Raw genomic sequence first — 14,425 nt, 5'->3', positions numbered from 1 at the left:
GGCTCTGGCTGTGTCAGGATGAACCATGCGTGAGGGCGACTCGATAACCGGCCATCGATCCCGTCGCTGGGTCCGCTGGGTCGGTGTGACGGTGGCCGCACTGGTCGCAGGCGCCGGTATCGGCTGGGCGGGCGCGACGGTGCTCACCCCCGCCAAGGATGTGCTCGAGTCCACGCCATTCACCTACGTCGAGGTGGTGCCGGGCGAGGTCGGGTCGAGCATTAACCTGAACACGGTGGCGGAGTGGACACCGGTGCCGGTGGGCACGAATCAGGCATCCGGCACGGTGACGACCGTGGATGTCGCGGCCGGCGACGAGGTGACCCACGGGTCGGTTCTGTACACGGTGAATCTGCGTCCGGTGGTGATCGGGCAGGGTGCGGTGCCGGGGTTCCGGCCGCTGGCGCGCGGCACGGATGGCACCGACACGAAGCAGCTGCAGGGCATGCTCGCCGCGCTCGGGTTCTTCACGGCGACGCCGGATGGCAAGTTCGGTCCGGCGACGGATGCCGCGGTGCGGGCCTGGCAGAAGAGTCTCGGCCTCCCGAGGGATGGGGTGGTGCAACCCGGTGACATCGTGTTCGTGCCGGCCCTGCCGACCCGGGTGGCGCTCGATACCGAGGTGATCCACCGCGGGGCGAGCCTGGCCGGGGGCGAGGCGGTCGTGCGCGGGCTGCCGGCCGAGCCGGCGTTCACCGTGCCGGTGAGCGACAACCAGTCGGCGATGATGCCGAACGGCACCCGGGTGGAGATTGTCACCGATGCAGGCACCTGGGAGGCGTTCGTGGTCGACCGGGTGACCGACCCGGCATCCGGCACCGTGGTGAAACTGGCCGGCGCCGACGGTGCGTCGATCTGCGGCGAAGACTGCGCGACCATCCCGGTCACCGGGCAGACGCTGCTGCGGTCGAGGATCGTCACCGTGGAGACGGTGCAGGGGCTCGTCGTGCCCAGCGCCGCTTTGCTGTCGTCGGCCGGGGGTGCGGTGTCGGTGGTCGATGAGGCGGGGGAGTCCCATCCGGTCACGGTGGTGACCAGCGCGCGCGGGATGTCGGTTATCGAGGGCGTCTTGGCTGGTGTCCGAGTGCGCGTGCCCGCCAGCGAGGGCTGAGATGGCACTGCTCGAGGCGCGCGGCATCAGCTTCGGCTACGGCCGCGGCGTGCCGATCCTCGACGGCTGGGACGCCCGCTTCGAGGCCGGCGAGGTGGTGGCGATCACCGGCCCGTCCGGTCGCGGCAAGTCGACCCTGCTCTACCTGCTCGGGCTGATGCTCGCGCCTCGCGCCGGGCAGGTGCTGGTGGACGGGGCGGACGCCGCCTCCCAGCGCGACGCAGCACGCGCCCGGATGCGGGCCGGCCTGTTTGGGTTCGTGTTCCAGGACGCCGCGCTGGATGCCACCCGCACCGTGCTCGACAACGTGATCGAGACCGCCCTCTACCGCGGTCAGCCGCGGGAGGAGGCGAAGGCGCGGGCGCTGGAGCTGATGGCGCAGTTCGGGGTCGACCTGCGCGCCACCCACAAGCCCGGGCAGGTCTCCGGCGGGCAGGCGCAGCGCATCGCGCTCTGCCGAGCGCTGCTGAACCGGCCTCGGATCCTGCTGGCCGACGAGCCCACCGGCAACCTCGACCAGGACTCGGCGACCGTGGTGGTAGATGCGATGCGCTCCCACGCCGTCTCCGGATCGACAGTGATCGTCGCCACCCACGACCCCGCCCTGGTGGCCCGCTGCGACCGGGTGATCCAGTTATGACCCGGTGGTGGGCGGTGGTGCGCGAGGCGCTGGCGTCCGCGCTCAGCCAGCCGGTGGCATCCGTGGTCACCATCGTGATGGTCGCCGGGATGTGCGCCACCGTGCTGCTCACCACCGGTCGCACGGTCGGCGCCGAACAGGCGGTCATCGGCACCATCGACTCCGCCGGCACCCGCTCCATCGTGGTGCGCGCCGAAGCCGACGCCGGGCTCAACACCGGCGTGCTCGACCGGCTGGCGAACCTCGACGGCATCGAGTGGGCCGGCGCGTTCGGCCCCGCCAGGGACACCCAGAACACCGCGTTCGCCGACGGCACCCGGGTGCCGGTGCGCCTGGCCTGGGGCGACAACCTCAGCGACCTCGGGCTCGCCGCATCGCCGGTGGCCGACCGGTCGGCGTTCGCCTCCACCGCAGCGCTCACCCAGCTCGGGATGCCGGATGCCGCCGGCGGCATCGCCACCGTCGACGGCGACCAGTTCGCGGTGATCGCCGAGTTCGCCGTGCCCGACTACCTCAGCTTCCTCCAACCGCTGGTGATCGTGCCGCAACAGCGCGGCCCGGACATCGCCGAGCAGCCGGTCAGCGTGCTGGTGGTGATCGCAGAACGCCCGGACCTGGTCGCCCCGGTGTCGGCAGCAGTTCAATCCGTGCTCGCGGTCGACGACATCACCAAGGTCACCCTGTCCACCAGCGAGAGCCTCGCCCAACTGCGCGCCATCGTCGAGGGCCAACTCGGCAGCTTCGGCCGCGGACTCGTGATCGTGATCTTCGCGCTCACCGCGGTGCTGGTCGCCGCCATCCTGTACGGGCTGGTGATGCTGCGCCGCAAGGACTTCGGCCGCCGCCGCGCCCTCGGCGCCTCCCAAAGCCTCATCGTTGCACTGCTGCTGACACAGATCGGCGCACTCGCCCTGGTCGGGGCGGTCGTTGGATGCGCGGCCGCGGCGATCGGGCTGGCGGCATCCGGCGACCCACTCCCCGGCATCGCATTCTTCGCAGCCGTCGCAATCCTGGCCATCGTCACCGGGCTGGTCGCCGCCCTTGTGCCCGCACTCGCGGCAGCCCGCCGCGACCCACTGAAGGAGCTGCGCGTCCCATGACTCTTCCGGTCTCTCGCTCGCGCTCCGGACATTCGCGCCGGTTGCGCAGGGCGCGGATGTCCGGACGTCGTGCCGTGCGTACAACAGCTTCCGCTGCTGTCGGAGTGATCTGTGCTCTTGCGCTGTCGAGCTGCGCTGCCGAAACGGAACCGCCACCACCAGAACCGAACGAGTCGCTGAACCAGGACCTCACCGCAGTCGAGCAAGAGCTCGTCAGCAAGTACCTCGACAATGCCTGGCGCAACGTCGCCTCCATCCACCCTGACGCCATACGCCCCGAGGTGGACCGAGTCCGGCTGATAGACCAAGCCGACTGGACGACGATCATCCCCGACTGCTTAGCCGAGCTGGGGCACCACGTCGTCCCGGACGCGAACGGATCGTGGGGAGTCAAAGGTGGGCCAGAAAGCGAACCCTACTTCCTCGCCTTCTACACGTGCGAGGCGATGTATCCGGTGCATCCGAAGTACAACGCGCCAATGACCGATGCAAAGATCACGCAGCTGTACGACTACTACCTGAACTCACTCAAGCCCTGCCTTGAAGGCGAGGGTTATGAGGTGCCGCCAGCCCCAAGCCTGCAGCGCTTCCAGGAGACATATCGCACAGATGGCGGTTGGTTCATCTATGCCGGTGTTGCGGACGCCGCTGTCGGCCCGGACGAACTGGCGCGCATCAACCGGGTCTGTCCGCAAGTTCCGGACCACTTCATCGGGTGACCTCACAGAGTGGGCACCGCCTATGAGTGAATGCCAGATTGCCTCGCCGAGTCCGGAGGAGAGATGATCCGATCGATCGGCCCGATTACTGTCCTACTTCTGGGGACAGGCTTCCCGCCTGGGTGCAGCGAACCGTCCGTGACGTCGCCGGCTAGCTCGAGTGCTCCCTCGCCACCGGACCCGCTGAGCAAGTCACCGTTAGGTGACCTGCTGTACCTCTGCCTCAGAGACCACGGCTGGGACGTGACCATCGATTGGGATGGTGGAGTCGTCGCGGACAGCCGCACGATTCCCATCGAGCAGAAGCCGCTATACGAGGAAGATGCTGATGAGTGCATGGCCGAGATTGATGCCATGCAGGTTCTGGACGACGATGAGAAAGAACGCCTCCATGACGCAGAGTTGCGGACGCGAGAATGCCTGCTCGACCATGGCCACGAGATCCCGCTTGCACCGACGCTCCAAACCTACGTCGAGACGTACAACACCACGCTCTGGGCTGCGTGGAGCTACGTAGATCTCAGGAACATGGACGAAGACAATTATCGTCGACTAAACGAATCCTGCCCTCAGCCCCAATGGTCTGCAGGTGTCAGCGGCTGAGCGAAACTAGCACTCTCAGTCCAGTCATTCCAACGACGTCGCTGAAGGCACTTGGCGGCGAGCCGATCACCGACACGCGCGCGATGCGGACAGCCGCGCCAGGTGCGCGGTGCGCGGATGTCCGGAAGTGGCGCGGATCGGGCGGTCGCGTGCGAAAGTGCCGTTGAAGAACGGGGTTTCCGGAGTAATTCAGTCTTGTTGTGGGAGGTTCGGACAATTCATTTTGGCCCGAGAACACAGGGGAGTTCATGACCTTCGGAAAAGCCATTCCACGAGATAACGCTCCAAATTCCACACTCCGGCTCCGTGCCCAATGGTTCAGTGCATTGAGCGCCTCCGGGACGCCGGGTGAGAGGTCCGCTCGGTCGAAGGGTAGTGAGTGCCGATGACCCTTGATGGGACGCAAGCCGCCGTCCCTGCCCAACCCGCACGGAAGGCTGCGCAGTGCCTTCTGGTGGTTCCGCAGAGGATCAAACCAATCGGCACCGAACCTTGCAAGGCCGCGAGCCAGAGATCGGCCATCATAAGTACATGCAGGCGCCTGACGGTTCACGATATCTGGCGGGCATCCGTCGCGCCGAAAAGGCTCTCGAAGCGTCGATCATGAACCCAGATGAAGATGTCGCTTGGTCCGCGCTACTGGATGGCCTCGCCTGGCTGTATCGCTCGGAGGAACGCGAACGCCAGCACCTTGGCGCTAAGTATCATGCATCTCGCGCAGCATCCGCCGAGGGCCAGGTGCTGGGAGCGCTGGTCTACTTCCGTGGAGAGGTCGAGCACTCCGCCCAGAGCAATCCCTACACGGTCGGTTTGGTCGACGCAGAGATGTGGATGAAGACCAGCGGAGAGTGGCGCAGTACGGGGCAAATTGTAAGAATCTCCGCCCGCGTCTACCCTCCACTTCACGCCGGCGCCCGTCTCGACCGACACCGTCGAGACGAGGTGTATCGGTCTCAGGTCGAAGGTAAGGCGCTTGGGATCCCCCTCGCAAAGGCCAGGGCATTTCTGGAGACCTGCTGAGTCAGTTCAGGTAACCGTCGTCGGCCCCCATACCCGTTCGGAGCCGATCAGTTGTCCAATGCGCTGGTCTCGGCCACCACCGTCAACAATTCTTGGAAATCGGGCGTGCGCTCATAGATTCAGTCGATCAGCGAACTCCGTGCACGCTTCGGTCAAATCTCAATCGGGTCCAACTCCTCATCTCCTTCATCCTCAGGCACTAGCCCCGTCAGCCAACCCGGGGAATGATTGCACCGTGAGCATTCGGTTAGCGTCATCTCGTTGTGATGTCCACACGGGCGACACGACCAGTACTCCGAGTCAGTTAGCACTTCCGCGTCCGCGTAATAGCGGACTGTGGCATCGCGATCTCGCCGGAGCATTGAAAGCAGCTCCGATTGGGCCGAGTCAGTGTCCACCAGATGCGTCAAAAGCAGTGCGGCCCCAGCGCGCTCGGCGGCGCCAGCCGTTGCAGCTCGTCGGACCTCCTCGATAGGCTCTGCCGCGTTTGTTGCTCGAATGAGAACAACGTTCAAGCGGGACTCCCACATGGTGACTTCATCTTGGTCAAGCGACTTCACGGCGTCCGCAACTGCAGGGTCTTGACGGTTTACCAGCAGTTTCAGCGCTTGATCGATTAGCCATCCAGAGTTGCTCGTCAGAGCCTCAACGAATACGACCGCATTTGCGCTACTCACTGCTGAGGTCGTTGGCTTCAACCGAGCAAGCCCAGGGAGTTCCACCGTTTCTAGAAGGTCTTCTGCATCACCTTCGGCAGCCAGGAGCGTTCTAGCTTCGTTGGCGATGATGCCCCCCTCCAATGCACCAAGCCCAACCTCAAGCAACCGAATGGCGAACTCGTTAATGCCTCGCAGCTCAGCTAGCTTCGCGTCATAGACAAACAGTGCGACCCCGGATTTCTCCGCGAACTCCACCGCGCCTTTTGAGTATCCGGTGCTTGTGAAAAAGAGGGCAGCGCGCCCGTCGTAGATTGCAACACCAGCAAGCTCTCGGATGGAGGCGACGCCGACGCTCACGGCGAAGTGCTTCACCTGGGCGATGTATCTTGCACCGGCGACGTCGACCCCGCCATCACCTTGGAATTGCGTTGTCTCCGCGGTGGTCTCACCAAGGTGTCGCATCCACTGGGCGACCAACGCCTCGGCTCCGCGCGGTGTCACGCCGCCGGGGACGCGGTCCGGTGCGCTCGCCTCACGGTGATGACTTCGCCGCAGAGGAACGCCCTCTTGCAATCGGCGCTTGTTGAGCTCCTCGATTACTCCTTCGAACGCCGCTGCTCGTAGAGCGTTGGTCTCAGCTGCCTGCTTGTCTTGGGCTGCTTCCTTCGCTCCGCGCCAGAAGAGCCACGCAGTTGCCGACAGGATCATGAACAACGCCGTTGCGAGACCCGACGGAAAACCCCAAACAGTTGGTATTCGCGCTAACAGGGGGTTCGGGATCAAGAGGCCAGCAGTCACGACGGCTGACATCACTGCAAGCACGGCGAACAACCAAACGAGCCCCCGAATTTCTTCCGCCCGACGTTCTTCCTTGCTTCGGAGAAGCTTGATCTGCGGGACCACCTGTGCATCGACGATGCGGAGGACTTCTTTGTCAGAGGCGCGGACGTTCGGAAGTGCTCGCCCAATCTTCACACCAGCGGCGCGGGCGGAGTTAGGTGATCGCACAACAAGCAGCATGGCAGACATGTGACATCGCATCGACGTGACTCCGCGGCACCAAACCAACCGCACCTTTTGCGGTCAACCGCGCCAGGTGCGCGGGGCGCGGATGTCCGGAAGTGCAGCGGATCGGGCGTCCGCGTGCGAAGGTTCCGCAGGAATCGGGGGTTCCGTGGTCAGTACGTGTTGTTTGTGTCCGAAGGGGGACTTGAACCCCCACGCCCTATACGGGCACTAGCACCTCAAGCTAGCGCGTCTACCAATTCCGCCATCCGGACAGGATGTTATTCGGCTCTCACCGAGTGTCGAGAATAGCACGTTCGGCGGGGCCAGTTTTGCGCAACCGGTACCGTTGAGGCATGACCTCACCCTCGTCCCCAGAACTTGACGCCACCGCGATCATCGCTCGCGACCTCATCCGTTTCGACACCACCAACTACGGCGAGGGAAAGTCGAACGGCGAAGCGGATGCTGCCGAGTACCTGAACGTCAAGCTCACCGAGCTGGGCCTCCAGCCCGAGCTGTTCGAGAGCGCACCCGGCCGCGTCAGCCTGGTCGCGCGCGTCGAGGGCCGCGACAGCAGCAAGCCAGCGCTAGTCGTGCACGGGCACACGGATGTCGTCCCCGCCCAGGCGGAGGACTGGAGCGTCGACCCGTTCGAGGGGGTCATCAAAGACGGCATGCTCTGGGGCCGCGGCGCCGTGGACATGAAGAACATGGACGCGATGATCGTCACCGCGCTGCAGGACATCCTCGGCAGCGGCCAGCAGCCAGCCCGCGACCTCGTCATCGCGTTCTTCGCCGACGAGGAGGCCGGGGGAGAGTACGGCGCGCACTACCTGGTCGACACCCATCCGGAACTCTTCGCTGGCGCCACCGAAGCCATCAGCGAGGTCGGCGGCTACTCGGTCAGCCTCAACGGCCAGCGTGCCTACCTGCTGCAGACGGGGGAGAAGTCGCTGGTCTGGATCCGGCTCGTCGCGAAGGGGCGCGCCGCGCACGGCTCGCGTTACATCCGCGACAACGCGGTCACCCGCCTGGCCGAGGCGGTCGCCGCCATCGGACGCCGCGAGTGGCCGGTGCGGCTCACCGACACCACCAGCCAGCTCATCGCCGAGCTCGCACGCATCCTCGAGGTCGACCCGCAGACCGCGGGCCCTGATGACATCGTGCTCGCCACCGGCACCGCCGCCGGTTTCATCCAGGCGTCGCTGCGCACGACCACCAATCCGACGCTGCTCAGCGCCGGCTACAAGCACAACGTCATCCCGGAGACCGCGTCGGCCCTCATCGACATCCGCACCCTGCCCGGTGAGGAGGAGCAGGTGCTCGCGGAGGTGCGCGAACTCATCGGCGACGACATCGAGCTTCAGATCGTGACGCAGGATGTCGGCCTCGAGACGCCGTTCGACGGCCCGCTCGTCGACGAGATCACCCGGGTACTCGGCGAGCACGACCCGGGCGCGCCGGTGCTCCCGTACATGCTCTCCGGCGGCACCGACAACAAGGCGCTCAGCAAGCTCGGCATCACCGGCTACGGCTTCGCGCCGCTGCGCCTCCCGGCCGAGCTCGACTTCCCGGGCATGTTCCACGGCGTTGACGAGCGCGTCCCGCTCGACGCATTAGTCTTTGGCAGGCAGGTGCTCGCGCAGCTGCTGTTGGACTACTGATCGGAAGCGGCCTCACTTGGGCATCATCGACGCGCTCATCCTGGGCCTCGTACAGGGGCTGACCGAATTCCTGCCGATCTCCTCGAGCGCCCACCTGCGCATCGTCGGGGAGTTCCTCGGCAGCGGCGAAGATCCCGGCGCGGCGTTCACTGCCATCACGCAGCTCGGCACCGAGACCGCCGTGGTCGTGTTCTTCTGGCGTGACATCACGCGCATCATCGGCCGCTGGTTCCGGTCTCTCACCGGCAGCGTCCCGCGCAAGGATCCGGATGCCCTCATGGGCTGGTACATCATCCTCGGCAGCATCCCGATCGTCATCCTCGGGCTGCTGTTCCAGGACCAGATCGAGACCACCCTCCGGTCGCTGTGGATCGTCGCGTTCACCCTCATCGGCTTCGGCATCATCCTCGGCATCGCCGACTGGCTGGGACGTAAGACCCTCACACTCGACAAACTCGGCTGGCGGCACGCGGTCATCTTCGGCTTCGCGCAGGCGCTCGCCCTGATCCCCGGCGTCTCCCGCTCCGGCGGCACCATCACCGCCGGACTGATCATGGGCTACGACCGGCCATCCGCGGCGCGTTACTCGTTCCTGCTCGCTATCCCGGCAGTCTTCGGCAGCGGACTGTTCCAGCTGGTCAAGACCGCGACGAGCACGTGCGAGGGCGGTGCTGCAGCCGGATGCGCGCCAGAAGTGTTCACCGGGCTCGAGACGGCGGCCGCCACCGGCGTCGCGTTCGTGGTCGCGCTCGGAGTGATCGCGTTCTTCATGAACTACATCTCGAAGCGCTCGTTCCTGCCGTTCGTGCTCTACCGGGTGCTGCTCGGCGGGGCGATCATCGTGATGCTGTCGACGGGTGTGCTGCAGCCGTGAAGTCCTGGAACGAAGTCCCGGTGCCGACGCTGCCGGGCAACGCACCGCTGCCGCGGATGAGGGACTCGGCGACGGGTGCTCTCACGCCGCTTGAGGTCGACGGCGTCGCATCCGTCTACGTGTGCGGCATCACCCCCTACGACGCCACCCACCTGGGCCACGCCGCCACCTACCTGGCCTACGACACACTCGTGCGCGTGCTGCGCGACGCCCGCGCGCGGGTCGACTACGTGCAGAACACAACCGACGTCGACGACCCGCTGCTCGAGCGGGCGACCGCCACCGACGTCGACTGGCGTGAGCTCGCCGAGAGCCAGTTGGAGCTGTACCGCACCGACATGGAGGCGCTGCGCATCCTGCCGCCCACCCACTTCGTCGGCGTCGTCGAGTCGGTCGACCGGATCGCAGATGCTGTCGCCACGCTGCGTGAGCAGGGACTCGCCTACGAGGTGGAGAGCCCGGATGCCGCACCCGACCTCTACTTCGACATCGCCGCGGCCGCCGAGGTTTCGCCCTGGCACCTCGGGCAGGAGAGCGGGCTCGACCGGGAGACGATGCTGCAGCTATCGGCCGAGCGCGGGGGAGACCCGGACCGGCCGGGCAAGCGCGATGCGCTGGACCCGCTGCTGTGGCGTGCCGAACGCGACGGGGAGCCGGCCTGGGACTCCGCGGTCGGGCGCGGACGGCCCGGCTGGCACATCGAGTGCTCGGTAATCGGCCTCACGCACTTGGCTGCGCCGATCACTCTCAACGGCGGGGGATCTGACCTGCTGTTCCCGCACCACGAGTTCAGCGCTGCCCACTCTGCCGCGCTCACCGGGACCGACTGGGCGCGCGTCTACTCGCACGCCGGAATGGTCGGCTACCGCGGCGAGAAGATGAGCAAGTCGCTCGGCAACCTGGTGTTCGTGTCGCGGCTGCGGGAGGCCGGGGTCGACCCTGCGGCGATCCGGCTCGCGCTGCTGGACGGGCACTACCGCTCCGACCGGGAGTGGACGGATGCCGTGCTCGAGCGGGCGCAGCAGCGGCTCGCCTCGTGGCGGGCGTGGGCGGCCGGCGCATCCGGGGAAGACGTATCGGTGCTCAAGAACATGCGCGAACTGCTCGCCGACGACCTGGACACGGCCGGAGTGCTCACGCTGCTCGACGCCGAGGTGGCGGCCGGTCGCACCCCGAGCCGCGTCACGGTCGAGGCGATCGACGCGCTCCTAGGCATCCGCCTCTCAACCGCTGGTTGAGGGATCGCGAAGCCTCGCTGGTTGAGGGATCGCGAAGCGATCGTTTCGAAACCAGCCCCAGCGTGAAGCTGGTTTCGAGACGATTGCGCTGCGCGTAATCCCTCAACCAGCGGAGGCCTCAGCTGGCGGTCGGGCCGGGCGGCGGCTTCCCTTCGCCACCGCGGCGGCGCAGGTACCGCTCGAACTCCTGCGCGATCGCCTCACCGCTCGCCTCGGGTGAGTCGACGGTGTCGCGCGCCTGCTCCAGCTGGTGGATGTAGGACGCCATGTCCTCGTCCTCGCTCGTCAGCTGGTCGATGCTGCGCTCCCACACCTGCGCCTCGTCCAGCAGCTCGCCGCGCGGAATCACCACGTCGATCAGCTCCTCGAGCCGGTCGATGAGCGCGAGCATAGCCTTCGGTGACGGCGTGTTGTGCACGTAGTGCGGCACGGATGCCCACACCGACACGGTCGGGACGCCCGCCGCCTCGGCGGCATCGGTGATGACCGTGAGCATGCCGACCGGTCCCTCGTACAGACTCCGCTCGATGCCCAGCTCTGCGCGCACCTCCGGGTTCTCACTGCTCGTGAACACCGAGATCGGCCGGGTGTGCGGTACGTCGGCGAGCATCGCCCCCAGGGTGATAACCGCCTCGATGTCGTTCTCGTCGATGATCGCGATCAGGTCCTCGGCGAAGCTCTTCCAGCTCCGCGACGGCTCTGTGCCGAGCAGGATGAAGACATTGCCGGCGTTGTCGCCGCTCACCGACAGCCCGGCTTCGTCGACAATCGGCTCACGCTGCGCCGGACGATCGGATGCCGGACCGTAGACGATCACGCTCGGCCAGTCGAGACTGCGCGTCCCATCGTCGTTGGTGGCGATCGTGGGCCGGTTGAACTGGTAGTCGAAGTAGTACTCGCCGTCGATTTCCGCGACCGGCACCACCCCGAGCTGGTCCTTCAGCGTGCGGACGGCGCCGCTGGCGGCCTCGCCGGCGTCGTTCCAGCCCTCGAGCGCGACGACCAGCAGTCGACCGCCGAGCACACTATCGTTCTTGACCACATTCACCTTACGAATCTTCGAACGCCGCTAAGGCGCTCACCTTTTGCCCTTCAAGGATAGGACCGCGAGTGGTAGAACGCGGTCAGTACACTTGACGCTCGTGACCTCACAGCTACCCGCGGCAGTCCTGCTCGACATGGACGGCACGCTCATCGACTCGGAACCCTACTGGATGACCGCAGAAACGGAGCTTGTGGAGTCATTCGGCGGCGTCTGGACGCACGAGGATGCGATGGGCCAGGTCGGCTCGGGACTGTTCGACAGCGCACACGTCTTCCAGGACAGGGGAGTGGGCCTCCCTGCGGCCGAGATCATCGGTCGGCTGACCTCACGCGTCGTGGCCCAGCTCAGCGACAGCGTGCCGTGGCGCCCCGGCGCCCGTGAACTCGTCGCGGCCCTGGCCGAGGCCGCAGTGCCGACCGCGATCGTCACGATGTCCATGCGCACCATGGCCGACCCGATCGCCCGGCTGCTCGGCATCGACCATGTCGTCTCCGGCGATGATGTCGACAACGAGAAGCCGCATCCGGAGCCCTACCTGCGGGGTGCAGAGCTGCTCGGTGTCGCGGCGATCGACTGCGTCGCGATCGAGGACTCGCGTCCCGGACTCGCCTCCGCTGTCGCATCCGGAGCCGCCGTGATCGGCGTGCCAGCGCACATCCCGCTGGAGCCGAGCCCGGATTACACGCTGTGGCCGACGCTCGAGGGCAAGACCCTCGACGACATCGCCGCGGTGTTCAGCGCGCAGAGGCTCGCGTCGTGACCCGGCGTCAGTCCGGCCCGTTCGTCGTCGGCGACCGGGTGCAGCTCACCGGGCCGAAGGGCCGCCTGAACACCATCACCCTGCAGCCGGGCGGCGAGTTCCACTCGCACCGCGGCGTGCTCAAGCACGATGACGTGATCGGGCTCCCGGATGGTTCGGTGGTGACCAGCACCACAGGCGACGAGTACCTGACCCTGCGGCCGCTGCTGAACGACTTCGTCATGTCGATGCCCCGCGGCGCCGCCATCGTCTACCCGAAGGACTCGGCCCGCATCCTCAGCATCGGCGACATCTTCCCGGGCGCGACCGTTGTGGAGGCCGGGGTCGGCTCCGGCGCCCTGTCGCTGTCCCTGCTGCGGGCGATCGGGCCCGAGGGTCGACTCATCTCCTATGAGCGCCGCGACGAATTCGCGCGCGTGGCTCGCGCCAACGTCGAGAACTTCCTCGGCGAGGAGCCGGCCAACTGGAGCGTCGAACTCGGCGATCTGGCGGAGGAGCTCCCCAAGGTCGCGGCCGGATCCGTCGACCGGATCGTGCTCGACATGCTTGCCCCGTGGGACTGCCTCGAGGCGAGCGCGCACGCCCTCACCCCGGGCGGGGTGCTTGTCGCGTACATCGCAACCGTCACCCAGCTCTCTCGCGTCGCCGAGGCGATTCGCGCTACCGGCAACTTCACAGACCCGGAGTCGTCCGAGACGATGGTGCGCGGATGGCACGTCGAGGGTCTCGCGGTGCGCCCCGATCACCGGATGGTCGCCCACACCGGCTTCCTGCTCACCGCCCGGCGGCTCGCCCCAGGCACAGTGCTGCCGCAGCGCGGGCGCAAGGCAAAGCCGGACTACGCCGACGAGGATGTCGAGCAGTGGACGCCCGGCGCCCTGGGGGAGCGGTCCGCGAGTGAGAAGCGTATCCGCAAGGCGGCGCGGCAGGCGGAATCGGAAGCGGCCAAGCGCCTCCCGGGTGAGAAAACTCACACCGAGCCTTCAGCCTAGAATTGTCCAAGCTGTGCCATCAACGAAACGAGGACTCGTGCGCAAGATCCCCGCGCTCCTTCTATCTGCAGGCGTGCTCGCAAGCCTTTCGGCCTGTGCCAACCCGTTCGCACCGGGATGCACGCCGACGCCTGCGGGAGACGCTTCGTCAGTGGTGACGGCCAGCGGGGACTTCGGCGACAAGCCCAGCGTCGACTTCCCGACCCCGATCTACACCGACAGCACCGAGCGCAGCGTCCTCGTCGAGGGCGACGGCGAGCCTGTGCGCGCCGGAGCGCCGGTCCGCATCCAGTTCACGATCGTCAACGGCGCCGACGGCGAGGTGCTCGGCCAGAGCAAGTTCGACGACCTGGGCCAGTTCGTCACGGTTGGAGCCGATTCGACCCTCGACGTCATCACCGACGGACTCGCCTGCACGAGCGTCGGCTCGCGCATCGCCATCGTCGGTTCAGCCAAGGACACCCACAACGGCGCAGCCGATCCGGCCAACGGCGTCAGCGCGAATGACTCCTTCGTCTACGTCATCGACCTGATCGAGGCGTGGCCCGCGAAGGCCAACGGCGGCCCGCAGCTTCCGCAGAACGGCCTGCCCGCGGTGGTCCTCGCGCCGAACGGCGCTCCCGGCGTGACGGTTCCGAATGAGGAGCCGCCGACCGACCTGAAGGTGGCCGAGCTGCAGAAGGCGGATGGCGAGACGGTCAAGGCCGGCGACGCGGTGCTCATGAAGTACACCGGTGTGCTCTGGTCCGACGGCGGCGTCTTCGATTCCACTTGGGAAGAGGGACAGGCGGTCGTCCGCGAGCTCAAGGAGGGCGGCGGACTGCCCTCCGGCGTGGTCGAGGGGCTGACCGGCAAGACGGTGGGCTCGCAGATCCTCATCGTCGCACCGCCGGAGCACGCCTACGGCGACCAGGGCGCGCTGGGCATCCCGTCGGGGTCAACCCTCGTCTACGTGGTTGATATTCTGGGCATAGTCGACCTGTAGAGCTTCA

14 protein-coding genes and 1 tRNA gene are annotated in these 14,425 nt (G+C 66.7%); 12 read left to right on the top strand and 3 right to left on the bottom strand.

Translation table 11 applies throughout. The annotated features are described in order from the left end of the window. The first annotated feature begins 25 nt into the window (after nucleotides 1-25). The 6 genes from HGK58_RS08755 to HGK58_RS08730 all read left to right on the top strand — a co-directional run bounded on the left by HGK58_RS08755 (nucleotide 26) and on the right by HGK58_RS08730 (nucleotide 5,193). Nucleotides 26-1,111, top strand: coding sequence for a peptidoglycan-binding domain-containing protein (locus HGK58_RS08755; RefSeq protein ID WP_210422809.1), 1,086 nt, complete (start codon nucleotides 26-28; stop codon nucleotides 1,109-1,111). Nucleotide 1,112: 1 nt separating this feature from the next. Next, entirely contained in the window at nucleotides 1,113-1,751 is a 639-nt protein-coding gene (locus HGK58_RS08750) for an ATP-binding cassette domain-containing protein (RefSeq protein ID WP_168627204.1), read from the top strand. Then, complete coding sequence (locus HGK58_RS08745; protein WP_227411904.1) at nucleotides 1,748-2,851, top strand: FtsX-like permease family protein; 1,104 nt, start codon at nucleotides 1,748-1,750, stop codon at nucleotides 2,849-2,851. The genes HGK58_RS08750 and HGK58_RS08745 overlap by 4 nt, the downstream gene beginning before the upstream one ends. Further along, nucleotides 2,848-3,570, top strand: a complete 723-nt coding sequence (locus HGK58_RS08740; protein WP_168627203.1) for a hypothetical protein — start codon at nucleotides 2,848-2,850, stop codon at nucleotides 3,568-3,570. Before HGK58_RS08745 ends, HGK58_RS08740 begins: the two co-directional genes overlap by 4 nt. Before the next feature lie 243 nt (nucleotides 3,571-3,813). Continuing rightward, nucleotides 3,814-4,173, top strand: coding sequence for a hypothetical protein (locus HGK58_RS08735; protein ID WP_168627202.1), 360 nt, complete (start codon nucleotides 3,814-3,816; stop codon nucleotides 4,171-4,173). A 531-nt stretch (nucleotides 4,174-4,704) separates the two neighbouring features. Further along, the gene (locus HGK58_RS08730) at nucleotides 4,705-5,193 is read left to right on the top strand and encodes a hypothetical protein (RefSeq protein ID WP_168627201.1); all 489 of its coding nucleotides are present in this window, start codon (nucleotides 4,705-4,707) and stop codon (nucleotides 5,191-5,193) included. 152 nt (nucleotides 5,194-5,345) lie between these two features. On the opposite strand, the gene HGK58_RS08725 is transcribed toward HGK58_RS08730, so the two are convergent. Continuing rightward, nucleotides 5,346-6,872, bottom strand: coding sequence for a restriction endonuclease (locus HGK58_RS08725; RefSeq protein WP_168627200.1), 1,527 nt, complete (start codon nucleotides 6,870-6,872; stop codon nucleotides 5,346-5,348). Nucleotides 6,873-7,047: 175 nt separating this feature from the next. After that, nucleotides 7,048-7,132, bottom strand: a tRNA-Leu gene (locus HGK58_RS08720). Between the two features lie 81 nt (nucleotides 7,133-7,213). Here HGK58_RS08720 and HGK58_RS08715 point away from each other — a divergent pair. The 3 genes from HGK58_RS08715 to mshC are packed head-to-tail and all read left to right on the top strand — an operon-like array spanning nucleotide 7,214 to nucleotide 10,636. Next, nucleotides 7,214-8,524 (top strand): M20/M25/M40 family metallo-hydrolase, encoded by a 1,311-nt coding sequence (locus HGK58_RS08715; RefSeq protein WP_168627199.1) that lies wholly within the window; start codon nucleotides 7,214-7,216, stop codon nucleotides 8,522-8,524. 16 nt (nucleotides 8,525-8,540) lie between these two features. Then, nucleotides 8,541-9,398, top strand: coding sequence for an undecaprenyl-diphosphate phosphatase (locus HGK58_RS08710; protein WP_168627198.1), 858 nt, complete (start codon nucleotides 8,541-8,543; stop codon nucleotides 9,396-9,398). Then, nucleotides 9,395-10,636 (top strand): cysteine--1-D-myo-inosityl 2-amino-2-deoxy-alpha-D-glucopyranoside ligase, encoded by a 1,242-nt coding sequence (gene mshC, locus HGK58_RS08705; RefSeq protein ID WP_168627197.1) that lies wholly within the window; start codon nucleotides 9,395-9,397, stop codon nucleotides 10,634-10,636. Before HGK58_RS08710 ends, mshC begins: the two co-directional genes overlap by 4 nt. 118 nt (nucleotides 10,637-10,754) lie before the next feature. On the opposite strand, the gene HGK58_RS08700 is transcribed toward mshC, so the two are convergent. Beyond that, on the bottom strand, nucleotides 10,755-11,678 hold the full coding sequence (locus HGK58_RS08700) for a PAC2 family protein (protein WP_168627196.1): 924 nt from the start codon (nucleotides 11,676-11,678) through the stop codon (nucleotides 10,755-10,757). 100 nt (nucleotides 11,679-11,778) lie between these two features. Here HGK58_RS08700 and HGK58_RS08695 point away from each other — a divergent pair, with 100 nt between their 5' ends. The 3 genes from HGK58_RS08695 (at nucleotide 11,779) to HGK58_RS13920 (ending at nucleotide 14,418) form a co-directional block, all read left to right on the top strand. Further along, nucleotides 11,779-12,441 carry an HAD family phosphatase gene (locus HGK58_RS08695; protein ID WP_168627195.1) on the top strand — a complete coding sequence of 221 codons (663 nt, stop codon included), beginning with the start codon at nucleotides 11,779-11,781 and terminating at the stop codon, nucleotides 12,439-12,441. Continuing rightward, nucleotides 12,438-13,433 carry a tRNA (adenine-N1)-methyltransferase gene (locus HGK58_RS08690; protein WP_349236181.1) on the top strand — a complete coding sequence of 332 codons (996 nt, stop codon included), beginning with the start codon at nucleotides 12,438-12,440 and terminating at the stop codon, nucleotides 13,431-13,433. The genes HGK58_RS08695 and HGK58_RS08690 overlap by 4 nt, the downstream gene beginning before the upstream one ends. 151 nt (nucleotides 13,434-13,584) lie before the next feature. Then, nucleotides 13,585-14,418, top strand: a complete 834-nt coding sequence (locus HGK58_RS13920) for an FKBP-type peptidyl-prolyl cis-trans isomerase (protein WP_168627193.1) — start codon at nucleotides 13,585-13,587, stop codon at nucleotides 14,416-14,418. The last annotated feature ends 7 nt before the right edge of the window (nucleotides 14,419-14,425 follow it).

This window comes from Cryobacterium sp. BB307 (genome assembly GCF_012274275.1).
Lineage (GTDB): Bacteria > Actinomycetota > Actinomycetes > Actinomycetales > Microbacteriaceae > Terrimesophilobacter.
This window is presented reverse-complemented; position numbering and strand designations above follow the sequence as displayed.